The organism is Sphaerisporangium sp. NBC_01403, from assembly GCF_045040145.1.
In the GTDB taxonomy this organism is placed as follows: Bacteria; Actinomycetota; Actinomycetes; order Streptosporangiales; family Streptosporangiaceae; genus Sphaerisporangium; species Sphaerisporangium viridialbum.
Genome location: NZ_CP109534.1, coordinates 5,345,177 through 5,367,840, shown reverse-complemented (window position 1 = coordinate 5,367,840; position 22,664 = coordinate 5,345,177). Strand labels below are relative to the sequence as shown.

18 protein-coding genes are annotated in these 22,664 nt (G+C 69.9%); 6 read left to right on the top strand and 12 right to left on the bottom strand.

Translation table 11 applies throughout. The features are described 5' to 3' along the window. Positions 1–142: 142 nt before the first annotated feature. A complete protein-coding gene (locus OG589_RS24090) occupies positions 143–1,645 on the bottom strand; it encodes a class I adenylate-forming enzyme family protein (RefSeq protein ID WP_405139741.1) in 1,503 nt (500 codons plus the stop codon). A gap of 134 nt (positions 1,646–1,779) precedes the next feature. Between OG589_RS24090 and OG589_RS24085 the strand changes: the two genes are divergently transcribed. Both OG589_RS24085 and OG589_RS24080 read left to right on the top strand, forming a co-directional pair. Beyond that, positions 1,780–3,183: a hypothetical protein gene (locus OG589_RS24085; RefSeq protein WP_405139739.1), complete on the top strand. Its 1,404-nt coding sequence runs from the start codon at positions 1,780–1,782 to the stop codon at positions 3,181–3,183. Further along, positions 3,180–3,902, top strand: coding sequence for a tyrosine-protein phosphatase (locus OG589_RS24080; protein WP_405139737.1), 723 nt, complete (start codon positions 3,180–3,182; stop codon positions 3,900–3,902). The genes OG589_RS24085 and OG589_RS24080 overlap by 4 nt, the downstream gene beginning before the upstream one ends. A gap of 23 nt (positions 3,903–3,925) precedes the next feature. Here the strand turns inward: OG589_RS24080 and mshA are convergent, their stop codons facing one another. The 3 genes from mshA to OG589_RS24065 all read right to left on the bottom strand — a co-directional run bounded on the left by mshA (position 3,926) and on the right by OG589_RS24065 (position 6,135). Then, positions 3,926–5,227, bottom strand: coding sequence for a D-inositol-3-phosphate glycosyltransferase (mshA, locus tag OG589_RS24075; RefSeq protein ID WP_405139735.1), 1,302 nt, complete (start codon positions 5,225–5,227; stop codon positions 3,926–3,928). 225 nt (positions 5,228–5,452) lie between these two features. After that, complete coding sequence (lepB, locus tag OG589_RS24070; protein ID WP_405139733.1) at positions 5,453–5,914, bottom strand: signal peptidase I; 462 nt, start codon at positions 5,912–5,914, stop codon at positions 5,453–5,455. Then, on the bottom strand, positions 5,911–6,135 hold the full coding sequence (locus OG589_RS24065) for a hypothetical protein (protein ID WP_405139732.1): 225 nt from the start codon (positions 6,133–6,135) through the stop codon (positions 5,911–5,913). The genes lepB and OG589_RS24065 overlap by 4 nt, the downstream gene beginning before the upstream one ends. Positions 6,136–6,614: 479 nt before the next feature. On the opposite strand from OG589_RS24065, the gene tnpA reads away from it, so the two are divergent. Next, a complete protein-coding gene (gene tnpA / locus OG589_RS24060; RefSeq protein WP_405139730.1) occupies positions 6,615–7,043 on the top strand; it encodes an IS200/IS605 family transposase in 429 nt (142 codons plus the stop codon). Further along, positions 7,013–8,260, top strand: a complete 1,248-nt coding sequence (locus OG589_RS24055; protein ID WP_405139728.1) for an RNA-guided endonuclease InsQ/TnpB family protein — start codon at positions 7,013–7,015, stop codon at positions 8,258–8,260. The genes tnpA and OG589_RS24055 overlap by 31 nt, the downstream gene beginning before the upstream one ends. A 133-nt stretch (positions 8,261–8,393) precedes the next feature. On the opposite strand, the gene OG589_RS24050 is transcribed toward OG589_RS24055, so the two are convergent. The 5 genes from OG589_RS24050 to OG589_RS24030 form a co-directional block, all read right to left on the bottom strand. Then, positions 8,394–9,944 carry a glycoside hydrolase family 13 protein gene (locus OG589_RS24050; RefSeq protein WP_405139726.1) on the bottom strand — a complete coding sequence of 517 codons (1,551 nt, stop codon included), beginning with the start codon at positions 9,942–9,944 and terminating at the stop codon, positions 8,394–8,396. A 194-nt stretch (positions 9,945–10,138) separates the two neighbouring features. Further along, positions 10,139–11,035 carry a carbohydrate ABC transporter permease gene (locus OG589_RS24045; RefSeq protein WP_405139724.1) on the bottom strand — a complete coding sequence of 299 codons (897 nt, stop codon included), beginning with the start codon at positions 11,033–11,035 and terminating at the stop codon, positions 10,139–10,141. A gap of 122 nt (positions 11,036–11,157) precedes the next feature. After that, positions 11,158–12,072, bottom strand: a complete 915-nt coding sequence (locus tag OG589_RS24040) for a carbohydrate ABC transporter permease (RefSeq protein ID WP_405139722.1) — start codon at positions 12,070–12,072, stop codon at positions 11,158–11,160. A gap of 70 nt (positions 12,073–12,142) precedes the next feature. Further along, on the bottom strand, positions 12,143–13,522 hold the full coding sequence (locus OG589_RS24035) for an ABC transporter substrate-binding protein (protein WP_405139720.1): 1,380 nt from the start codon (positions 13,520–13,522) through the stop codon (positions 12,143–12,145). 290 nt (positions 13,523–13,812) lie between these two features. Then, positions 13,813–14,856 carry a LacI family DNA-binding transcriptional regulator gene (locus OG589_RS24030; protein WP_405139718.1) on the bottom strand — a complete coding sequence of 348 codons (1,044 nt, stop codon included), beginning with the start codon at positions 14,854–14,856 and terminating at the stop codon, positions 13,813–13,815. Positions 14,857–15,130: 274 nt separating this feature from the next. Between OG589_RS24030 and OG589_RS24025 the strand changes: the two genes are divergently transcribed. Continuing rightward, the gene (locus tag OG589_RS24025; RefSeq protein ID WP_405139716.1) at positions 15,131–17,920 is read left to right on the top strand and encodes a discoidin domain-containing protein; all 2,790 of its coding nucleotides are present in this window, start codon (positions 15,131–15,133) and stop codon (positions 17,918–17,920) included. Between the two features lie 321 nt (positions 17,921–18,241). After that, on the top strand, positions 18,242–18,802 hold the full coding sequence (locus OG589_RS24020; RefSeq protein ID WP_405139714.1) for a GNAT family N-acetyltransferase: 561 nt from the start codon (positions 18,242–18,244) through the stop codon (positions 18,800–18,802). 69 nt (positions 18,803–18,871) lie between these two features. On the opposite strand, the gene OG589_RS24015 is transcribed toward OG589_RS24020, so the two are convergent. From OG589_RS24015 to OG589_RS24005, 3 genes are all read right to left on the bottom strand, one after another. After that, positions 18,872–19,159: an iron-sulfur cluster biosynthesis family protein gene (locus tag OG589_RS24015; RefSeq protein WP_405139712.1), complete on the bottom strand. Its 288-nt coding sequence runs from the start codon at positions 19,157–19,159 to the stop codon at positions 18,872–18,874. A gap of 163 nt (positions 19,160–19,322) precedes the next feature. Next, entirely contained in the window at positions 19,323–20,798 is a 1,476-nt protein-coding gene (locus OG589_RS24010) for a class II fumarate hydratase (RefSeq protein WP_405139710.1), read from the bottom strand. A gap of 58 nt (positions 20,799–20,856) precedes the next feature. After that, complete coding sequence (locus OG589_RS24005) at positions 20,857–22,599, bottom strand: NAD-dependent malic enzyme (RefSeq protein ID WP_405139708.1); 1,743 nt, start codon at positions 22,597–22,599, stop codon at positions 20,857–20,859. Between the last annotated feature and the right edge of the window lie 65 nt (positions 22,600–22,664).

Here is a 22,664-nt window from a genome sequence, read left to right as displayed (position 1 = left end):
TTCTCTTTTCTGAGCGAGCACTCGTGTATCCGTGACCGTGACTCGTGATGGCGACCCGTGACCGCGACCGGTGACCGTGATCGCGACCCCGGTACGGCTCGGGCCGGGTCCCGGGTCCCGGGTCCCGGGTCGTGGAGGGCCGCTAGGAGTCGGCGGAGGACAGGACCCGTTCGCGCAGCTCCCGTTTGACCACCTTGCCGCCGGCGTTCTTCGGCAGCGAGTCGAGGATCAGGACCCGCCTGGGCAGTTCGTGCTCGGCGAGCCGGGGAGCGAGGAAGGCGCGCACCTCGCGGAGGGAGAGCGAGGCGGAGGAGACGATCGCCGCCACCACCTGCGTGCCGAGGCCGGCGTGCGGGGTCCCGAAGACCGCGGCGTCGCTGACCTCGGGGTGCTCGTGGAGCGCCGCCTCGATCTTCATGGTGGAGATCTTGAAAGCGCCGGACTTGATGATGTCCTGGTCGCGATCGACCAGGTGGAGGTAGCCCTCGCCGTCCAGGTGGCCGACGTCCCCCATGCGGATCCAGTGTCCCCGGAACACCGCGGTCCCCGCCTGGCGGTCCCCGTAGTACGCGCGCGGCGCGGTGGGGGAGCGGAGCCACACCTCGCCCGTCTCCCCGGCGGGGAGGGGTTCGCCGCCCTCACCCGCGATGCGGATGTCCCCCGGTGAGGCGGGACGCCCGACGGAGGTGGGCCGCGCCGGGTCGAAGATCATGGTCAGCTGCGCGGGCGCCGCCTCGGTGGAGGTGTAGTAGTTGACGATCACGGCGTTGGTGAACACCTCGCCCAGCGCGACCGCGACCGGAGGCGGCAGCGCGGCGGCGGTGGACCCGAACAGCCGCACGCTCGACAGGTCGTACCGCTCGTGGATCCCCGCCTTGAGCAGCTCGCCGGCCATCGTGGGGACGGCGAAGACGGTGCCGACCCGCTGCGACTCGATGAGCTTCCCGAACCGCGCGGGCGTGAACAGCGGCAGCGTCAGCGCTGAGGCCTCGGCGTCCAGGGCGTTGATGAGCATGGTCTGGGCGGCGTTGGTCCCGACGGGGAACGCGTGGAGGAAGTGCCGGGAGTGCGCGAGCGGGCGCCGCCGCCCGCTGAACGCGCAGCCGAAGGTGAGGTTGCCGTGGGTGGCGGCCACGCCCTTCGGCCTGCCCGTGGTCCCCGAGGTGTAGAGGATCTGGGCGAGGCTCCCCTCGGAGCCCTCCACGCCCACCGGCCCGCCCGGCCCGTTCTCGAGGTCATCGACCGTCCAGGCCCGCGGGCCGCCGGGCGGTGGCCGGACGCCACGCTCGTGGATCACGCCGGAGGCGGCGCAGTCGGACAGCATGAAGGCCAGCTCCGCCGGGGGAAACCGGTCGGACAGCGGCACGGCGACGCCGCCGGCCTTGTGCACGGCGCAGTAGGCGACGGCGAAGTCGATCCAGCCCCGGCCGCCGAACAGCAGGCCGACGCGGTCCCCGGCGGCCAGGCCGCGTTCGAGCAGGCCACGGGCCACGGCGTCCGACCGTGCCTCCCACGCGCCGAACGTCAGCGTGCCGACGCCGTCCACGACCACGGCCGCCCGGTCCGGATCTTCCCCGGCCCGTGTCGCGAGCAGCCGCGTCGTCGTCCGTGCTGCCCGTGCTGTCCCTGCTAACGGCGTTGTCATAGGTAACCCTCGATCGCCACGAGCTTCCCCGTCGGGCGAGCTATCGGTATCACGACAAAAGACTGACAGATTATGAGAGAGTGACGCAAGAAGTAGACATTGCCGAAGAGGCGGCGGCGTTACGGGGGTTTGTGATGGCCGAATCCGGATGGACGCCGCCCGTGCAGGTCGTGCGCAGCGGCAGGCTCACCTGGGCGCAGCACGAGTGGGTCCAGTGGATCCCCACCGACTCGCCCACCTCGTTCGAGGACAACATCTGCGCCGCGATACCCGGGCGCGACATGCCCCGCGAGGTGGTCGTGGCCGCCGTACGCGACGTCATCCTGCGGCACGAGGGCCTGCGCACGGTCATCGAGCGCGGGAAGGGCGACGCGGCCCGCCAGCACGTCACCCCGGTCGACGCGCTGCTGGACCAGATCATCGAGGTGACCGACCAGGACCCCGAGGGGCCCAGGTTCGACACCCCTTGGCGGCGCACGTGCTTCAGGATCGGCGCGGAATGGCCCATCAGGGTGGTGCTGTTCCTGCGGGGAACGGCCGTCCGGCGCGTCGACCTGGTGGTCGACCACGTCGCCATCGACCCGTGGGCGATGAACGTCCTGTGCCGGGACCTGTCCCGGGCGATCAGGTCGCGCGCGGCCGGGCGCGAGCCCTTCGCCGCGGGCGCCCCGGCCGAGCAGCCCATCGACGCCGCCGAGGCCGAGGTCACGCCCGCCGGGCAGGCCTACCAGCGCAGGGCCATGCGCCACTGGGAGCGCCGGCTCGTACGGATCAGGGAGGGGCTCGACGGGTACGCGCCGCGCACCCCTCCGCCCGCCCCGCCCGTGCCGCTCACCGAGTACGGGGGCTTCCGCTCCTGCTGGCTGATCTCCCGCCGCGCGGGGGAGGCGGCCGTGACGCTCGCCCGCACGACCGGCATCTCGGCCTCCTCGGCGTTCCTGCTCGCCTTCGGCGCCGCGGTCTGCGCGGTGGAGCGCTCGCCGCTGGCCGGGCTGTTCGCGATCTCGGCGAACAGGATGTCCCCCGCCGCCGCGGGCTCGGTGCGCAAAGCCACGATGACGCTGCCCGTGATCATCCCCGAGGTCACCCGCGACACCTACGCCGGAGCCCTCGCGGAGTGCGCCGCCCAGCAGCTTGACGGGCACCGGTTCGCCAACGCCGATCCCTACGCCACCGAGCGGATGTGCGAGGACATCCTCCGGGGCCTCTACAAGACGGCCGTGGCGTACCCGAGGTTCAGCTACATGGACGAGTCGGTCGCCGGGCGGTTCAGCACCGCGTGGTCGGCCAGGACGGGCCGGTCCTATGATGACGGGGAGGTCACGTTCGCCCCGCCGAGGCTGCTGGGCGCGAAGTACATGCTGACGGTCCTGCACCGCAGTGAGGGGGCCGTGCTCAGCCTGCAATGGAGCGACGAGACCCACTGGGGCGAGGCGGCTGAGAGCATGCTGAGGCACATCGAAGATCTCATGGTGTGGGCGGCCTACGGCTATCCGGGGGACATGCCCGTGCTCGGCCGCGACCGGGTGGCCCGATGATCCACGACCGCCACCTCGACTTCGACGGCTGCTACAACGTCAGGGACCTCGGCGGCCTGGCCACCGGGGACGGCCGCACGACCCGCGCGGGCGCCGTCGTCCGCTCGGACACGCCCGACCGCCTGACCGCCGAGGGATGGTCGGCGCTGCGCGCGTACGGCATCCGCACGCTGGTCGACCTGCGCAACGACCGCGAGGTGCGGGCCTGGAACGGGTACCGCCCGCCCTGGATCACGGTGCTCCGCGCCCCGCTGGACGACGACGGCGACACCGAGTTCTGGGAGCGGCGGCGGCACCTCTACGGCACCCCGCTCTACTACCGCACCTTCCTGGAGCACAAGCCCGGCAGGTGCGCCGCCGCCATCACCGCGATCGCCCAGGCGCCGCCCGGCGGCGTCCTGTTCCACTGCGTCGCCGGCCGCGACCGCACGGGCATCGTGGCCCTGCTGCTGCTCGCCCTCGCGGGCGTCGCGCCCGCCGACATCGCCTCCGACTACGAGCTGACCACCGAGCGCCTCGGGCCCCTGTACGCCAAGCTGGGCGAGGAGGACGAGGCGCCGATGATCAGGCGCAGGCTCCTGAAGGAGAACACCTCGGCCCGCGAGATCATCCTGACGACCCTGGCCGAGCTGGACGTGGAAGCCCACCTCCTCGACGGTGGCCTCCACAAGGACGACCTCGGAACCCTCCGGGCCCGCCTCCTCGGCCCCCCGGACTGAGCCGCCGGCCGGGCCGCCTGCCCTCAGGTGGTGGCCGTGACGCGGCCGAGGTTCGGCGGAAGGCCGCCGGCCGAGGGGAAGTCGTCCATCGCCTCCGCGTACACGCCGACCAGCCGGTCCACGGCGTCGTCCCAGCCGAACCGCGACGCGTGCGCGATCGCCCCCTGCCCGAGCGCCCGCAGGCGCCGGGGCGCCGCCACCAGGTCGCCCAGCACGCGCGCGTACCTGGCTGGATCATGCCCGTCCACGAGCACGCCGGAGACGCCGTCCCGTACGGCTGTGCGCAGCCCGCCCGCGGCGGCGGCCACCACGGGGACGCCGCACGCCTGGGCCTCCAGCGCGACGAGCCCGAACGTCTCGGCGTGGGAGGGGACGACGACCGCCGTGGCCGCCCGGTACCAGTCGGCCAGCACGGGCTGGGGGCACGGCGGCTCCAGCCGCACGTGGGCGGTGATGCCGAGGGCGGCGGCCACTTCGGCGAGGTGCGACGGGTTCGCCCGCCCGGTCCCGCTCGGCCCGCCCACGACCGCCGCGACGAGGCGCCCTGCCAGCCCCGGATCGTCCTTCAGCATGCGGGCGGTGGCGCGCAGCAGCACGTCCGGGCCCTTGAGCGGCTGCACGCGCCCGGCGAAGAGCAGGAGCACGGCGTCGGCAGGAAGGCCCAGCCTGCGCCGTGCCTCGGCGGGCGAGCCCGGCCGGAAAAGCGACAGGTCGACCCCCGGGTTGATCGTCCGCACGCGGGCCGGGTCGGCTCCGTAGAGCGTGACCAGGTGGTCCGCCTCCTGCACGGTGTTCGCGATGAGCCGGTCGGCGGCGGCCACGACCTCGGTCTCCCCGGTGATGCGGCTCGCGGGCTCGCGCTCGTCGCCGCTCGCGAGCGCGGCGTTCTTGGTCTTCCCCAGCGAGTGCATGGTCTGGACGAGCGGCGCCGCCCACTGCCGGCGGGCCGCGATGCCGACCTGGCCGGACAGCCAGTGGTGCGCATGGATGAGGTCGTACGGGAGGCCGCCGCCCTCGGCCCGGGGGCTCAGGATCTCTTCGGTGAACCGGCCGACCGTCCCGGGTAACTCCGCCTTGTCCAGCTCGGCGGCGGCGCCCGCGACCACGTGCAACACGCGCACTCCGGGGACCAGCTCCGCCACCGGAGGGGCGTCACGGGCGGTGGCACGGGTGAAGACGTCGACCTCGACGCCCCGCCCGGCCAGGCGCTTGGCGACCTCGACCACGTAGACGTTGAGCCCGCCGGCGTCACCCCCGCCCGGCTGCGCGAAGGGGGAGGTGAGCACGCTGATCGTCGCGATGCGGCGGGGAGAGCGTCGCAGCACAGTACTCACCTTCGATTCGAGATCCCGGAAAGGGCCCTGCGGCTCGCGCCGGATGGCGAGCTCAGGACGCGTTCGGTCTCCGTCCCGTACGGCTCGGCCCCCGATGCCGCTCGCCCCAACGCCGCCCGAATAGGGGCCAGTGCGAGAGAACTTACAGAGATTGAATAGAAGCCTGCAAGAGATAATGCGAAACACGCAAAATGATGACAGCGCGGCCGTGTGGCGTCACAGACCGGCACCAGTGGCCATCAGGCGGCGGACCACCACTCCGAGCAGCCGATGTTCGGGGAAGTAGCCGAACTGGCGGGAGTCGGCGCCCGCCGGGTTGTCGCCGAGCAACACCAGCCTCCCCGGGGGAACCGCCGACTCGGCGACACCGCGCAGCGCGGGAACGCGATCACGAGGAACGGGATCGCCCGGCAGGGCGACCGCTCGCTTGATGAGATGGGGGATGACGGTTCCGGCCGGGACCGCCGCCGCCGATCGGTCCGGGGGGCGCATGACGACGACGTCGCCGGCCTGGATCCGGTGGAGGCGTGCCCGCCGCACCAGGACCCGATCTCCGGTGCGGAAGGTGGGCTCCATGCTGCCGCCCGCGACGGTCACCACCACGAAACCCCTGCGGAGCCACAGGGCGACGCCGGCGGCCAGGAAGCAACCTGCGGCCAGAACCGCGACGGCGGTCATGACGCTCCTCCGACCGTCAGTGAGTCGTCCTGGTACCCCGATGCCTGTAGCCGGAAGAGGCGGGCGTAGGCGCCCTCCGCGGCCATCAGGGCCTCGTGGCGGCCCGACTCCGTGATCACACCGTCGTCGAGCACGGCTATCGCGTCGGCCTTCCGGACGGCGTCGAGCCGGTGCGAGATGAGCAGGCTGGTGCGGTTCGCGCGGTGGCGCCGCGAGATCACGGAAGACGGTGAGATCGAGCTCGCCGTCGAGAACGGAGACGAGATATCCGGGGTGGCGTCCGACGAGGCGCTGAGACCGCGATCGGTCGACGAGCAGGTGGCGCAGCCGGGAGGTGTAGGTGCGAACGTTGGCGACCGCGGACCGCGGAGCGGCCCCGTCCCAGATCGCGGGGACGAGGCGCTCGACGGGGACCACCCGGTTGGGCTCAAGGGAGGAGCGCGGTCAGCAGGTTCCGCTGTTTGGCGGGATCGAGGGGCAATGGTACGTCGTCGCGGTGAACCTCAAGCGGTCCGAGGATGCGGAATCCCACGCCATCAGACCCCGTTCGCGGGGGCCACCGGCTTTAGCCGGTGGGGGAATCGAAGGCCCCTTCGGGGCGGCCCGGCGTAGCCGGGACCGCCGCCCGGCACGCATTGTGCCGGGTTCAGTGATAACCGCTCTCATATACAGGCGGTGCATGTTAACTAAGGGTGTGGTTGTGACCAGGACGGTTCGCCGGTTCTCCGGCGGCGTGTACGACCTCGGGCTGCACGTGGTGTGGTGTCCGAAGTACCGCCGTCCGGTCCTCGGCGGACGGGTCGCCTCACGCCTGGAAGAACTGATCCGGGCCAAGGCTGACGAGCACGGGTGGGAGATCATCGCCCTGGAGGTGATGCCCGATCACGTGCATCTGTTCGTCGAGCACGACCCGAAGTCGTCGGCGTCGTACGTGGCCAACCAGTTCAAGGGCTTCACCTCCCGTGTCCTGCGGGCGGAGTTCCCGCACCTGAAATCGAAGCTGCCCACCCTGTGGTCCTCGTCGTACTTCGCCGCCTCGGTGGGTGCCGTGAGCACCGACACGGTGCAGCGGCACATCCAGACGCAGTGGGAGCGTCCGTGGAAGAAGGAGCAGGGGGAGCGGGCGTGATCCGCGCGTACAAGTTCCTTCTTCGCCCCACAGCCCGTCAGGCGCAGGCTCTGACTGAGATGCTGCGGGATCACTGCTCGCTGTACAACGCAGCGCTTCAAGAGCGCCGGGATGCCTACCGGCACGTCTCGAAGACCACCGTCCGGTACGGGGACCAGTCGGCCCAGTTGAAGGAGATCCGGGCGTTCGATCCTGAGCGTCAGGGTCGCTGGTCGTTCTCCTGCCAGCAGGCGACGCTTCGGCGTCTGGACAAGGCGTTCGCGGCGTTCTTCCGCCGGGTCAAGGCCGGGGAGAAGCCCGGATACCCGCGTTTCAAGGGCGTCGGGCACTTCGACACCGTCGAGTTCCCCAAGGACGGCGACGGCTGCCGCTGGGACTCCCAGCCGCACGACACCCAGACCCGTGTGCGCCTCCAGGGCGTCGGGCATGTGCGCGTGCACCAGCACCGGCCCGTGCGTGGCAGGGTGAAGACGATCAGTGTCAAGCGGGAAGGCCGCCAGTGGTACCTCATCCTCTCCTGTGATGACGTCCCCGCCGAACCCCTGCCTGCCACCGGCAGCATCGTCGGTATCGACATGGGCACTGTGCACTTCTTCACCGACTCCAACGGCGAGCACAAGGACAACCCGCGCTTTTTGGAGTCGATGGCCCAGGAGCTGGCTGCCGCCCAGCGGCACCTGGACACCTTCCCCAAGCGCACCCGCAAGCGGACGAAAAAGCACCGGGCAGCCGCCCGGAAAGTCGCCAGACTGCACGGCAAGATCCGGCGCCGGCGTCTCGACCACCACCACAAGACCGCGCTCGCGCTCGTTCGAGAGAATGACGCGATCGCCCACGAGCGGCTGAACACGGCGGGCATGACCAAGGCGCCCGCACCCAAGCCCGACCCCGAGCAACAGGGCGCGTTCCTGCCCAATGGCTCCGCCGCCAAGGCCGGGCTGAACCGCAGCATCCTCGACGCGGGTTGGGGGCTGTTCCTCCAGATCCTGGCGAACAAGGCTGAAAGCGCCGGTCGCCGAGTGATCCCGGTGGACGCCCGCAACACCTCCCGCACCTGCCCGCCCTCCGCCGGAGGATGCGGGCACGTCGCGAAGGAGAACCGCGTCACCCAAGCAAAGTTCGAGTGCGTCAAGTGCGGGTTCGTCGAGAACGCCGACCGCGTGGCCGCGCTGAACATCCTCAACAGGGCCGGGCTGGTCCTCTGCGCGGTGGCTTAGCCACCGACGCAGGAAGCCCGCGCGTTTACGCGTGGGTGGAGTCACTGACCTCCCGTGGCGACCCTGCGAAGTACGGCTTGCGCCATGGGCGCAAGCCGTACGGTCGTTTCCCGGAGCGGACGACGAGAACGGGCTAGCCGATGCGGAGCCAGACGGCCGTGTCGGAGGGGAGCAGGTCCCCCTCCAAGGGGCCGCTCGCGAGGAGCACGCCCTCGTGGGGCGGCAGCGCGACCGGGTCGGGGTTGAAGTTGACCACGCAGGCGAGCCCGGACTCACGGGCGAAGGCCAGCACGCCGTCCTCGGAGTCGAGCCAGCGCAGCGAGCCGTCACCGAGCTCGGCCCGCCGGATCCGCAGCGCGGTCCGGTAGAGGCAGAGCATGGAGTTCGAGTCGGCGGCCTGGGACTCGGCCGTCAGGGCCTTCCAGGAGGCGGGCTGGGGCAGCCAGGGCTCACCGGTGCTGTAGCCGAAGGGGGACTCCTGGCCCGACCACGGCAGCGGCACCCGGCAGCCGTCCCGGCCGGGAACCGTGTGCTTGGACCGGGTCCAGATGGGGTCCTCGCGAAGCTCGTCCGGAATGTCGTCGACCTCGGGCAGGCCGAGCTCCTCGCCCTGGTAGACGTAGACGCTGCCGGGCAGGGACATCGCCAGCAGCGCCGCGGCCCGGGCCCTGCGCTCGCCGAGCACCAGGTCCGAGGGGGCGCCGTCCCTGCGCTCGGCATGGTCGAAGGACGTCACCTCCCTGCCGTACTTGGTCACGGGGCGCGGGACGTCGTGGTTGGACAGCACCCAGGTCGGCGGGGCGCTGATCGGCACGTGCGTGGCCAGCGTCAGGTCGATCGACGCGCGCAGCTCGTCCGCGTCCCACGGGCGGGCCATGAAGTCGAAGTTGAACGCGGTGTGCATCTCGTCGGGACGCAGGTAGAGCGCGAAACGCTCCTGGTCGGGCAGCCAGACCTCGCCGATGAGGATGCGCTCGCCGTACTCGTCGGCGATCTGCCGCCAGCCCCGGTAGATCTCGTGCACGGCGTCGTGGTCGGTGTAGGACTCCTCGACGCTGCTGAAGTCCTTGATCAGCACGGCCGCGGAGTCGATGCGGATGCCGTCCACGCCGCGGTCGAACCAGAAGCGCAGCACGTCGTGGAACTCCTCGACGACCTCCGGGTTGCTCCAGTTGAAGTCGGGCTGCTCGGGGGCGAACAGGTGGAGGTACCACTGCCCGTCGGCCACCTGGGTCCAGGCCGGGCCGCCGAAGATGGACTTCCAGTCGTTCGGCGGCAGGTCACCCCGGCCGTCGGCGAACCAGAACCGCGCCCGCTCCGTAGAGCCGGGGCCGGCGGCCAGCGCCTGGACGAACCATTCCTGCTGGTCGGAGCCGTGGTTGGGGACGATGTCGATGATCGTCTTGATGCCCAGCGCGTGCGACTCCTGGATGAACTTCTCCGCCTCGGCCAGCGTGCCGAAGGACGGCTCGATGTCGCGGTAGTCGGCGACGTCGTAGCCGCCGTCCGCCATCGGGGAGGGGTACCAGGGATTGAGCCAGATCGCGTCGACACCGAGATCGGAGAGGTAGGGCAAGCGGGACCGCAGTCCAGCCAGGTCGCCGATGCCGTCGCCGTTGCCGTCGGCGAAGCTTCGCAGGTAGACCTGGTAGATCGCGGCTCCCCGCCACCACGTTTCGGACATGCTGGAGTCTCTCCCTTACAGATTCGGTGTGCGGCTCGCGCCGTTTCGATGGACGGCCCGGGTCGCTGCGTGTACGGCGCGAGCGGCATGGTGTTCGGCCGGCGCGTCGTTTTCCTGGAGGGCCGGCGTGGCTTGGGCGGAGGGCTCGCGCCGTCTGCGGAGGCCGGCGTGGCTCCGGCGCACGGCGCGCCCGCTCATCCCTTGAGGCTTCCGGCGGTGAGACCCGCCATGATGCTCCGCTGGAAGACGAAGAAGACCACGATCGCCGGGATGCTCGCGATGACCAGCGCCGCCATGAGCACGTTCTGCGGCATCTGGGCCGACAGCGAGGAGATGCCCACGCTGATCGACATCTTGTCGCTGTCGGGCAGCACCAGCAGCGGCCAGACGAAGTCCTTCCAGACGGTCACGACCGACAGGATGGACACCACTCCGATGATCGGCCGGGACACCGGCAGCACGATCGACCACAGGATCCTGAACGGGGTGGCGCCGTCGATCTCGGCGGCCTCCAGCAGCTCCTTGGGGATCGAGTCGAAGAACCGCTTGAGCAGGAAGATGTAGAACCCGTTGGCGGCGGCGGGCAGCCAGATCGCCCACGGGGTGTTCAGCAGGTTCCAGCCGAGGATCGGAAGGTCCTTGACGGTCAGGTACGCCGGCAGCAGGATCACCATCGGCGGGATCATCAGCGTGGCGAGCATCAGGCCGAGGATCGCCTTGCCGAGCACCGGCCGCAGCTTCGACAGGGCGTAGGCCGCCGTGACGTCGATGGCCAGGGTGAACAGCCACGCGCCCGCGGCGTAGATGACCGTGTTGCGCAGGAACAGGCCCAGGTCGAGCTGGTCCCACGCCTCCTTGTACACGCTCCAGTCGATCGACGTGGGGAAGAACGACGGCGGGATCTGGGCGAGCTCGTCGGAGGACTTCAGCGCCCCGGTGACCATCCAGTACAGCGGGAAGACGAAGATCGCGGTGAAGCTCACGACCACCGTCACGAGAACGATCCAGTAGACGACGCGCCCCCGCCGGGTGTTCAGCGTGTGCGGCGAGACCAGGCCCCTGAACTGGCGTTCCATCTTCTTCTTCGGCACGCGGGATCGGCGCGCCTTTCCGTGACCGGACGCCGGTGGGGGGACGAGGCGAACGGGACGGTTCGACTCGACGCCACTGCTCGACGACTCAACTGTGCTGTGCGACATCGATGCCCTCCCTCCTAGATCTGGTTGTCCCGCGAGACACGCAGGTAGACGGCGGAGAACACCATCAGCACGAGCATGAGCATGAGCCCCAGCGCGCCGCCGCCGCCGAAGTTCCCGAAGCTGAAGGCGTACTGGTACATGAGATAGGCGACGGTGACCGTCGCGTTCTCCGGGCCGCCGCCGGTGAGCAGGTACGGCTCGATGAACACCTGCATGGTGGCGACGATCTGCAGCAGCAGCATCACCAGCAGGATGAGCTTGGTCTGGGGGATGGTGACGTGCCACACCCGCTTGAACAGCCCCGCGCCGTCGAGCTCGGCCGCCTCGTACAGCTCGCTCGGGATGCTCTGCAGCGCCGCCAGGTAGATCAGCGTGCCGGTGCCGAGGTTCATCCAGGTCGAGACGATGACGAGCGACAGCAGGGCGGTGCTCGTGGAGTCCAGCCACGCGAGCGGGGGCAGGTGCACCATGCTGAGGATCTGGTTGAAGAGCCCGGGTCCCGGGTCGTAGAACCACTTGAACAGCAGGACCGCGACGGCCGGCGGCAGCATCACGGGCAGGTAGACGACGAACCTGAGGTAGGCCTTGGCGTGCCTGAGCTCGTTGAGCACGATGGCGGCGACGAACGGCACCACGTATCCGATGATGAGCGCGAGGCCGGTGAACTCGGCGGTGTTGAGCCAGGCCGGCCCGAACGCCGAGTCCTCGGTCACCGTCTGGAAGTTGTCCAGGCCCACCCATTCGGGCGGCCCGACGAAGTTCGTCTTCTGGAAGCTGAGCAGGAACTCCCGCACCATCGGGTACCAGGAGAAGAACGCGAAGCAGATCAGCGCCCCGCAGAGGAAGCCGTACGCCGTCAGATTGCGGCGCAGGCCGCGCCGCACCGCCCCCGGGGTGCGCCGCCGTCCCCTCGCGGTCATTGTGGTCATCGGTTGGACTCCTGATCTCGACGTGACCGGCGGGGTGCCGGCCTACTGGCCGGCACCCCGGGCTCAAAGGTCAGCTGGACTTCGCCAGCACGTTGTTGGCCTTCTTCTCCGCGTCAGAGAGGAGCTGGTCGATGTTGGCGTCCTTCCTGGTCAGCACCGCGGACATGGCCGTGTCGAGGATCGCGTAGATCTCCTGCGCCTTCGGCGGCTCCAGCTTGAACTGGACCGTGGCGTTGGCGTCGACGTACGTCTGGAAGTGATCCACGGGGATCGTCGCGAACTGCTTGCGCAGCTCCTGGATCTTCTGGCCCGGCTCGGTGTTGCCGAACAGGTCGATGTCCGGCAGTCCGACCGGCAGCCCGTCGGCCTTGGCCCGCTCGAAGTTGAACTGGCCCTGGCCGGGGGTCAGGAACTTGTACTCCAGCCACTGGAGACCGGCCTTGATCTGGTCGGGGCTGGCCTTGGGGTTGAACATGTAGCCGTCGCCGCCGCTGAGGGACTGGGTGGCCTCCGGCATCCCCGTGACGCCGTAGTCCTCGAACTTGCCCTTGAAGGTGTTGTTCACCTCCTTGACCACGTCGGGAGCGCCGATCATCATGCCGAGCTTGCCGCTGCCCATCATCCGCATCAGGTCTTCCCAGCGCAGCAGCTGCTTGGTGCCCATGCTGTTGTCGGTCCAGCGCATCGTCTTGAGGTTCTCAAGGACGGCCTTGCCCTGGGGGCTGTTGAAGGCCGCGGTCTTGCCGTCTGCGCTGACCATCTCGCCGCCGCGACCGTACAGGGAGGAGGTGAAGTGCCAGCCGCCGGTGTTGCCGGCGCTGTACTCGCCGTACCCGACGTAGCCGGGGCCGAGCGCGGCGATCTTCTTGGCCGCGGCCTGGACGTCGGCCCAGGTCTTCGGCGGGGCCTCGGGGTCCAGGCCGGCCTGGGTGAACAGCTTGCGGTTGTAGACGAGCCCCGTCGAGTAGTTGACCCTCGGAAGGCCGTAGGTCTTGTCGCCGCTCTTGAAGACGCTCATGACGTCAGGACGGATGTCCTTCAGAGCGGGGACGCTGTCGAGGTACGGCGAGATGTCCGCCGCCTGCCCCGCGGCGATGATCTTCTGGACGTCGGTGTAGTAGACGTAGAAGAGGTCCTCCATCTCCCCGCCGGCCAGCTTGGCCTGGAACGTCTCGGGAACGATGCAGGGAAAGGCGTCCTTGCCCTCGACCGTGACGTTCGGGTGCAGCTTCTGGAACGCCGCGACGTCCGCGTCCCACTGGGCCGCTTCCTTCGGGTTGTTCTTCGGAGGCTTGCAGCCGACCGTGATGGTCACGGGGGCATCGGCAGCGGGAGCTGAGGCGCCGGACGACGAGGCGCCGTCAGGGGTGCTGCCGGCGTCGCTGCCGCATCCGGCAGCGGCAAGTGCGATGCCTGCACTGAGCAGGATCGCAAGGTTGCGGGGTTTCATGGATGTTTCCCTCCTGGACTGCCCCCGACTACGAGGCTCAAGACTGGTACAGCTTCGCGAACCGGTTGGGAGCAACATATAGAGACAGACATATGTCAGCAAGAGTCCGTCGTGCATGATGCAAAAAAGTGACAGTGCGCCGATCGGTACGGCGATGTGACCTTGACGTCACGGGAGCGAGGTGACGTGGCACATCTCCACCTGGGAAGGGGGAAGACCGCCCACCGGGGCGGAGGTCTGACGGTGGGTGGTGAAGTCCTCGGACCCGCTCATGTGGTGCTCGACCTGAGCTAGTCGCGTGCCTTGACGGGGCCGGTCGAGCCGCGGACGACCAACTCGGGCTCGAACAGAAGCTCCTCGGCGGTGACCGAGCCGCCGTCGATCTGGTTGACCAGCAGGGTGACCGCCGTCCTGCCGATCGCCTCTATGGGCTGGCGCACGGTGGTCAGCGGAGGGTTCGTACAGTTCATGAACGAGGAGTCGTCGAAGCCGACCACCGAGATGTCCTCGGGCACCGACATGCCGAGCCGGCGCACCGCCCGCAGGACGCCGAGGGCCAGCACGTCGCTGGCGCAGATGATGCCGGTGATCCCGCTCTTGACCAGCCGGGTCGCCACCGCCTGGCCTCCCTCCAGGGAGAACAGGCTGCGCTCGACCGAGTCGGGGCCGCAGTCCAGCCCGGCCCTGCGCGCCTCGGCCTCGAAGGCCTCGAGCTTCCGCTGCGAGGGGACGTGGTCGTCGGGGCCGAGCACCATGCCGATGCGCGTGTGCCCGAGCGAGGTCAGGTGGCCGAAGGCCTGCTCCACCGCCACCACGTCGTCGGTGGCCAGGCAGGGGAAGCTCAGCTCGCTGATCGCCGCGTTGACCAGCACCGCGGGCAGCCGCAGGTCGAGCAGCCTGAAGTAGTGCTCGTGGGGGGCGTCGGTCTCCATGTAGTGCCCGCCGGCGAAGACCATGCCGGAGACCTGCTGTTCGAGCAGCATCTCCACGTAGTCGGACTCCGAGAGGCCGCCCGCGGTGCGCGTGCAGAGCACGGGCGTGAACCCGCGCTGCGCGAGCGCGCCGCCGACGACCTCGGCGAGCGCGGGGAAGATCGGGTTGCCCAGCTCGGGAAGAACCAGCCCCACCAGCCGGGCGCGCTCCCCTCGAAGCTGTGTAGGACGCTCGTAACCGAGCACGTCGAGCGCCGTCAGCACCGCCGCCCGGGTCGCGTCGGAGACCCCCGGCTTGCCGTTGAGTACACGGCTCACCGTGGCCTCGCTGACCCCGACCTTCTTAGCGACCTCCGCCAGCCGACGTGTCGTCGAGCGCGGGGCCGCAGTATCGCTTGTCACGGTCGCAAATATACGTCAAACAGGTGCAAACGGTTTGCGCCTGGGCGGCTCGAATGTTCTGGTAGGCCGTGGTGGACCCTCTTGAAAGCGTTTCATCGCCCGGGGGTACGGAAAATACCGTGATCTAGTCGTGACCTTGCACGTTTCCGTCGAAACATTGCGGTTATCTGTGCGTCATCTTATGGTGTGGGCAGTTCCGCCGGGCAAGCGACGGTCCGCGCGTCCCTGACCGCGAAGCGTCCGGCTCTTCGCTTTTCGCAGAAGGGTCCAGTCGATGAAGAAGACCGGCAGGGTACACGCCTGGACGATCGCCACGGTCGTGGCACTGGCAGCGGGGGCAGTCTCGGTCCCGCTCATGTCGTCGGGTGCGGTGGCCGCCACCGCGGTCGACTCACCCTGGGACTTCGCCGGGCGCGGGGCCAGCGTGCCCTTCATCGAGTTCGAGGCCGAAGACACAGCGCACGCTACCACGAACGGCCAGGTCATCGGCCCGGACCGCGTCTACACGCACCTCCCCTCCGAGGCGTCGGGCCGCAGGGCGGTGACGCTCGGCGGGGCCGGCCAGTACGTGGAGTTCACCCTCACCAAGCCCGCCAACGCGATGTCGCTGCGCTACAGCGTGCCGGACAACGCCGCCGGAACCGGCCAGAACACCACCGCCGATCTGCGGGTCAACGGCACGCACCTGAAGGACCTGGCCCTGACCTCGCGGTACGGCTGGTACTACGGCGGCTACCCCTTCGGCAACAACCCGGGAGCCGGGAACCCGCACCACTTCTACGACGAGACGCGGACCATGTTCGGGTCCACGCTCGCCGCGGGCGCCAAGGTCCGGGTGCAGTCCAACGGCGGCATCCCGATCACCGTCGACCTGGCGGACTTCGAGGTCGTCCCCGGCCCGATCGCCCGGCCCGCCGGGTCGCTGTCGGTCGACGACTTCGGCGCCGCGCGCAACGGCACCACCGACTCCACGGCCGCCTTCCAGGCCGCGGTGGACGCCGGCAAGGCGCAGGGCAAGGTCGTCTACATCCCCGAGGGCACCTACACCCTGTGGAACCACGTGATCGTCGACGGCGTGACCCTGGCCGGGGCCGGTCCCTGGTACAGCGTGCTGACCGGACGCCACCCCACCCAGCGCAACCTGGCGGCGGGCATCTACGGCAAGTACGTCAACAACGGCGGCCCGAGCCGCAACGTCACGCTCAAGGACTTCGCCATCATGGGCGAGATCACCGAGCGCGTGGACGGTGACCAGGTGAACGCCCTCGGCGGCGCGATGTCCAACTCCACCATCGACAACCTGTGGCTCCAGCACACCAAGGTCGGCGCCTGGATGGACGGCCCGATGGACAACTTCACCATCAAGAACAGCCGCATCCTGGACCAGACCGCCGACGGCGTGAACTTCCACATCGGCGTGACCAACTCGACGGTGACCAACACCTTCGTGCGCAACACCGGTGACGACGGTCTCGCGATGTGGCCGGAGAACGTGGCGAACGTCAACAACTCGTTCACGCACAACACGGTGATCCTGCCGATCCTGGCGAACAACATCGTCACCTACGGCGGCAGGGACATCAAGATCACCGACAACGTGGTCAGCGACACGATCTCCAACGGCGGCGGCATCCACATCGCCAACCGCTACCCAGGGGTCAACTCCGGCCAGGGCACCGCGGTCGCCGGCACGATCACCGTGGCCCGCAACACGCTGCTCAGAGCCGGCAACTCCGACTACAACTGGAACTTCGGCGTCGGCGCGCTGTGGTTCGACGGGCTGAACGAGCCGGTGAACGCGACGATCAACGTCACCGACACCGACATCCTGGACAGCTCGTACGCCGCCATCCACTTCATCGAGGGCAGCACCAAGACCGTCAACTTCACCAACGTGCGGATCGACGGCACCGGCACGTACATGATCCAGGCGCAGTCGCCTGCGACCGCGAACTTCACCAACGTCAGCGCCGCCCACATCGGCGCGGGGGTCGCGATCCACAACTGCGTCGGCACCGGGCTCGTCATCACCCAGGGCGCCGGGAACACCGGCTGGAGCCCGGGCTCCTCCACCTGCACCGGCCAGTGGCCCGCGCCGAACTACATCTATCCCGGCGGTGGCGGCAACACCACCCCGACCCCCACGCCGACGCCCTGCTCGCCCGGCACGGGTGACGTGGCCCGGGGCAAGACGGTGACGGCCACGAGCCAGAACCAGGGCTTCGCGGCGCCGAACGCGGTGGACGGCGACGCGAACAGCTACTGGGAGTCGGCGAGCAACGCCTTCCCGCAGTTGATCACCGTGGACCTGTGCGGGATCGTCTCGGCGCGCAGTGTGGTGCTGAAGCTGCCCCCGCCTGCGGCATGGGCCACCCGCACGCAGACGATCGCGGTCCACGGCTCAACGGACGGCACCAACTGGACGCCGCTCTCGGCCGCCGCGGGGCGTACGTTCGACCCGGCCTCGGGCAACACGGCGACGATCACGTTCCCCGCGACCAACGTCAGGTACGTGCGGCTGACCTTCACCGGCAACACCGGCTGGCCCGCCGCGCAGCTCTCCTCGTTCGAGGTGTACGCCACCGGAGGCCCGGACCCGACGCCGACCCCCACGCCCACCCCGACCCCGACTCCCACGCCTCCCTCGGGGAACCTGGCACGCGGCAAGGCGACCAGCGAAAGCGGTCACTCCGACGTGTACGGGTCGGGCAACGTGGTCGACGGCAACGCCGGCACATACTGGGAGAGCGTGAACAACGCCTGGCCCCAGACGGTGACGGTCGATCTCGGCGCCGCGACCGGCGTCGGCCGGGTGGTGCTCAAGCTGCCGCCGGCGGCCTCCTGGGCGACCCGCACGCAGACGCTCTCGGTGCTGGGATCCACCAACGGGTCCTCCTACAGCACCGTGAAGGGCTCCGCCGCCTACACCTTCAACCCGGCCACCGGTAACACGGCCACGATCACCTTCCCCGCGACCAGCCAGCGCTACCTGCGCCTGAGCTTCACGGGGAACACGGGCTGGCCCGCCGGCCAGCTCTCCGAGTTCGAGGTCTACGCCTCCTGACGAGGCCGTCGTCCCTGGAGAGGGACGCGAGGACCGGGTCCTCGGGGACAGGAGGACGCACCTGTCCCCGAGGCCCCTCATCCGAGGCCTCCCGCAGACCCCGGACCAACCTGGACTGGTCCGAGGCCGATGCTCTCGGAGGAGGGCCACCTCCTCCGAGAGCTCGGGCAAATACTCCAGCCGAGCCGCGCCAAGCGTTGATCCACAAGACTGTTGTCCCCGACTGCGGTGCCGGCCGGGACAACAGTCTTGTGCGTACATCCCGGTTACGGGCGATCTGGCACTCTGTCGCCACACGGTCCCCGGCACCGAGAGGCCTCCATGACCACAGAGAACGACAGTCGTCGCCTGTTTCCCTCCACACTGCGGCTGAGCGGTCACGGCCTCGTCCTGCGCGAGTGGACCGATGACGATCTCCCGGTGATGGCGGAGCTGTTCGACGACCCGGAAATCGCCTACTGGACGCCGCTGGTCTCCCCGTTCGGACTCCAGGCCGCCCGCGACTACCTGGAGAAGGCCCGCCGTTCCCGGGTCACGGGGCAGCGCGTCCACCTGGCCATCACGACGGACGGCGACCGGGCCAAGGGCGAGGTGCTGCTCAGCCTGAGCATGTGGGACGACGGCACAGGGAGCCTCGGCTACGCCGTCGGCGCCGCCTACCGGGGGCAGCGGCTGGCCGTCCGTGCCGTGCGGGTGATGAGGGACTTCGCCCACACCACGGCGGGGCTGTCCCAGGTGTTCCTGGAGATCGAGCGGGACAACGAGGCCAGCATCCGGGTGGCCAGGGCGGCCGGTTTCCAGCTCACCGACGCGCCGCCCAGCGTCGTCGAGGACAAGGGCCGGACCCTGAGCCTGTTCACCTGGTCCCACTCCCGCCCCTGAACGCCGGGCGTACGCCCCCGCCCGGCGCCCAGGGCCGGACAGCGGGGCGTCGCCGCCTGTCCTGCGAGGTCAGACCGCCTGGTCCTCGACGTGGAACGAGATGCCTCCCTGGTCGTCGATGTCGGCGTCGAGTGCCTTGTCGTCGAGTACGCTCGCGGCCACCGGGTCCAGGTAGACCTTGGCCCCCTCGCTTTCGACGACCTTGTCGGTGTTCTGGGGCCCGTCCGCTACTGACAGCATCAGCGAGCCCGCGTCGTCGTCCTGCGACGAGATACGGATTCCCTTGTCGGTCGACACGCCCGCTTGGGCGTTGAGGTCACGGATCACCTTGGCGGCGGTGTCTGTAAGCGTGAGCATTGCGTCTCCTCGCCAGGGTTGATTTCTTGGATTAATCCCGCCCATGCCCGCTTTGGACGGCATAAACCGCCCCGCCGGGCTCTGCGGGTCGAATCTGGCTAATAACCCGTTGACGCGCCGTTGGCACGGCCGCGCCTCGCCGACCGGCGGAAACGGGCCCGCCTCAGGGCCGCGCGGTGTCGCCGGGGGTGGCGACGCCGGGCCGGGTGAGGCGTTCGGGGTCGACGACCTTGTCGTAGAGCGCCGGGCCGACGCCGGACCTCAGGGCGGCCTCCCTGAGCGTGAGATTCTCTTCGAGCGCGCGGTGGGCGATGCGGGCGGCCCTGTCGTACCCGATCACCGGGCTGAGCGCGGTGACCATCATCAGGGACCGCTCGACGTACTCCTTCAACTTCGCGGTGTCGAGCCGGGTGCCCTCCACGAGGTAGGCGCGGAAGTGGTCCATCGCGTCCGCCAGGATCCGCGCCGAGTGCAGCACGTTGGCGATGATGATCGGCCGGAAGGCGTTGAGCTCGAAGTTGCCCTCCGCCCCGGCCATCGACACCGCGCCGTCGTCGGCGATCACCTGGATGGCGACCATCAGCATCGCCTCCGCCTGTGTCGGGTTGACCTTGCCCGGCATGATCGAGGAGCCCGGCTCGTTGGCCGGCAGGATCAGCTCGTGCAGGCCCGCGCGCGGCCCGGACCCGAGCCAGCGCATGTCGTTGGCGAACTTGAACAGCGACACCGCGAGCGCGCGCAGCGCCGCGGAGACGCGGACCATCGCGTCGCAGGAGGCCTGGGCGGCGAACCTGTTCGGGGCACCGGTGAAGGGGTGGCCGGTGAGCTCGGCGATCAGCGAAGCGACCTCGTCCCCGAACCCCGGCGGCGCGTTCAGCCCGGTGCCGACCGCCGTGCCGCCGACCGCCAGCCGGTACAGGCCGGGCAGCGTCTGGCCGAGGTGCTCGCCGGCGTCCTGGAGCTGGGCGGCGTAGCCCGACCACTCCTGGCCGACGGTCAGCGGGGTGGCGTCCTGCAGGTGGGTGCGGCCGATCTTGACCACGTGCTCCCACTCGCGGCTCTTCGCCGAGGCGGCCTCCCGCAGCCGGGCCAGGGCGGGCGTCAGGCGGCTGTCGAGGGCCCGCACCGTGGCGATGTGCATGGCCGTGATGAACGTGTCGTTGGACGACTGGCTCATGTTCACGTGGTCGTTCGGATGGATCGGGTCCTTGCTTCCGAGCCGGCCGCCGACCAGCTGGATCGCCCGGTTGGAGATCACCTCGTTGACGTTCATGTTCGTCTGCGTGCCCGAGCCGGTCTGCCAGACGTACAGGGGGAACTCGCCGTCCAGCCGGCCGTCGACGACCTCGTCGGCGACCCGGCCGATCAGGTCGGCCTTCCACCCGGGCAGGAGGCCTCTCCGCCCGTTGACGATCGCGGCGGCCTTCTTGACGTAGCCGTAGGCGTGGTAGACGGCCTTCGGCATCCGGTCGTCGCCGATGTCGAAGTGGATCAGCGACCGCTGGGTCTGCGCGCCCCAGTAGTGGTCGGCCGGCACCTCGATCTCGCCGAGGGAGTCGCTCTCGACGCGCGTGCCGGAGGCGTCCAGCCCGATCGGCAGATCCAGGATCGGCGGGGCGGCGTCGTGCTCCGGGGCCACGGTCAGGCTCCCCGGACCGGTGGGGCGGCATCGTGCTCTCGGTGCGCCGGGGCCACGGTCAGGCTCCCCGGACCGGCCGGTACACCGGCTGCCACATCGCGTCCTGGACCCGCTGGACGGGGTCGCCCCGCTCGGCGCGGGCCAGGCCCTCCTCGGCCGCCTGCCGGGCCACCGCGACCGCGACCGTGGCCGAGACCTCCCTGAGGTTGTCCACCTGCGGCAGCAGCGAGGCGCCCGGGATGGAGACGTCCACCATCCCGGCCACCGCGTCGGCGGCGGCCCGCAGCATGCCGTCACCGACCCGCCGGGCCCGCGACACGATCGCGCCCAGCCCGAGCCCCGGGTACAGCAGGGCGTTGTTGGCCTGGCCGATGACGTAGGTGACGCCGTTGTAGGTGATGGGGTCGACCGGGATGCCCGTGGCGACCAGCGCGCGGCCGTCCGTCCACCGGATCAGGTCGGCCGGCATCGCCTCGATCCGCTCGGTCGGGTTGGAGAGCGGGAAGATGATCGGCCTGTCGACGCCGGCGGCCATCGCGCGCACGATCTTCTCGGTGAAGGCCCCGTGCGCGGTGGAGGTGCCGATCAGCATGGTCGGCCTGACCCGCTCGACGACCTCTTCGAGCCCGATGCCGTTCCCGTCCCTGTCCCAGTCCGCGACCTCAGGCGCCGGGCGGGCGTACGGCACCTGGAAGTCGCGCAGGTCCCGCAGGTCGTCGGTCAGCAGGCCCTGCTTGTCGACCGCCCAGACGCGGCGCGTGGCCGTCTCGCGGTCCAGGCCGTCGCGGACCATCGCGTCGCGCAGCTGGTCGGCGATCCCGATGCCCGCCGTACCTGCTCCGAAGATCACGATCCGCTGGTCGCGCGGCGGCGTGCCCGTGACGCGGACGGCGGCCAGCGTCGCCGCGAGCACGATCGCGCCCGTGCCCTGCATGTCGTCGTTGAAGGTGGGGATGCGGCCGGTGTACCTCGAAAGGATGCGCCGGGCGTTGGAGGGGCCGAAGTCCTCCCAGTGCAGCAGCGCGCCGGGGAACAGGCGGGTGGCCGCCGTGACGTAGGCGTCGATGAAGTCGTCGTAGCGCCGCCCCCGTGCCCGTGAGTGCCGGTTGCCGACGTAGAAGGGGTCGTTGAGCAGTTCCTCGTTGTCGGTGCCCACGTCCAGCGCGACCGGGATGACCCGGGCGGGGTCCACTCCGGCGGCGGCGGTGTAGACGGCCAGCTTGCCCGCGGCGATGCCGGCGGCGCCGCCCACCCCCCAGTCGCCGATGCCCAGGATCTGCTCGGCGTCGGAGGCGACGATCAGGTCCACGTCGCCGGGGCCCATGCCGAGGTCGCGGAAGGCCCGCTCGATGCCCTCCGGGTCGTCGACGGACAGGTAGACGCCGCGCGGCCTGCGATACTCCTGGTTGTAGCTCCTGATCGCCTGCGCGATCGTCGGGTCGTACACGATCGGGAGCATCTCGCGCAGGTGGTCGGTCAGGAGCCGGTAGAACAGCACCTGGTCGCGGTCCTGGAGCGCGTTCAGGTAGACGTTCTTGCGCAGGTCGGTCGGCTGCGCCAGGTACTGCGCGTAGACCCGGCGCGCCTGCCGGTCGATGGTCTCGACCGCCGGGGGGATCAGCCCGTCCAGGCCGAGGTCCGCCCGTTCCTCCCTGGTGAAGGCCGTGCCCTTGTTCAGCAGCGGGTTTTCGAGGACCTCCAGGCCGCGCGCGGTGGTGGCGTAGCTGCCGTCGGGGTTCTCCGTGAACCCGCGGCGCCCCCCGCGTGACCGTTCGTCCTTGCCGGAGGGCAACGGCCTCATCTCCCCGCGCCTACGAGCCGGGGGACCGCCCCCCAGGTGATCGGCGATCCCTGGCTAGGCTTCCC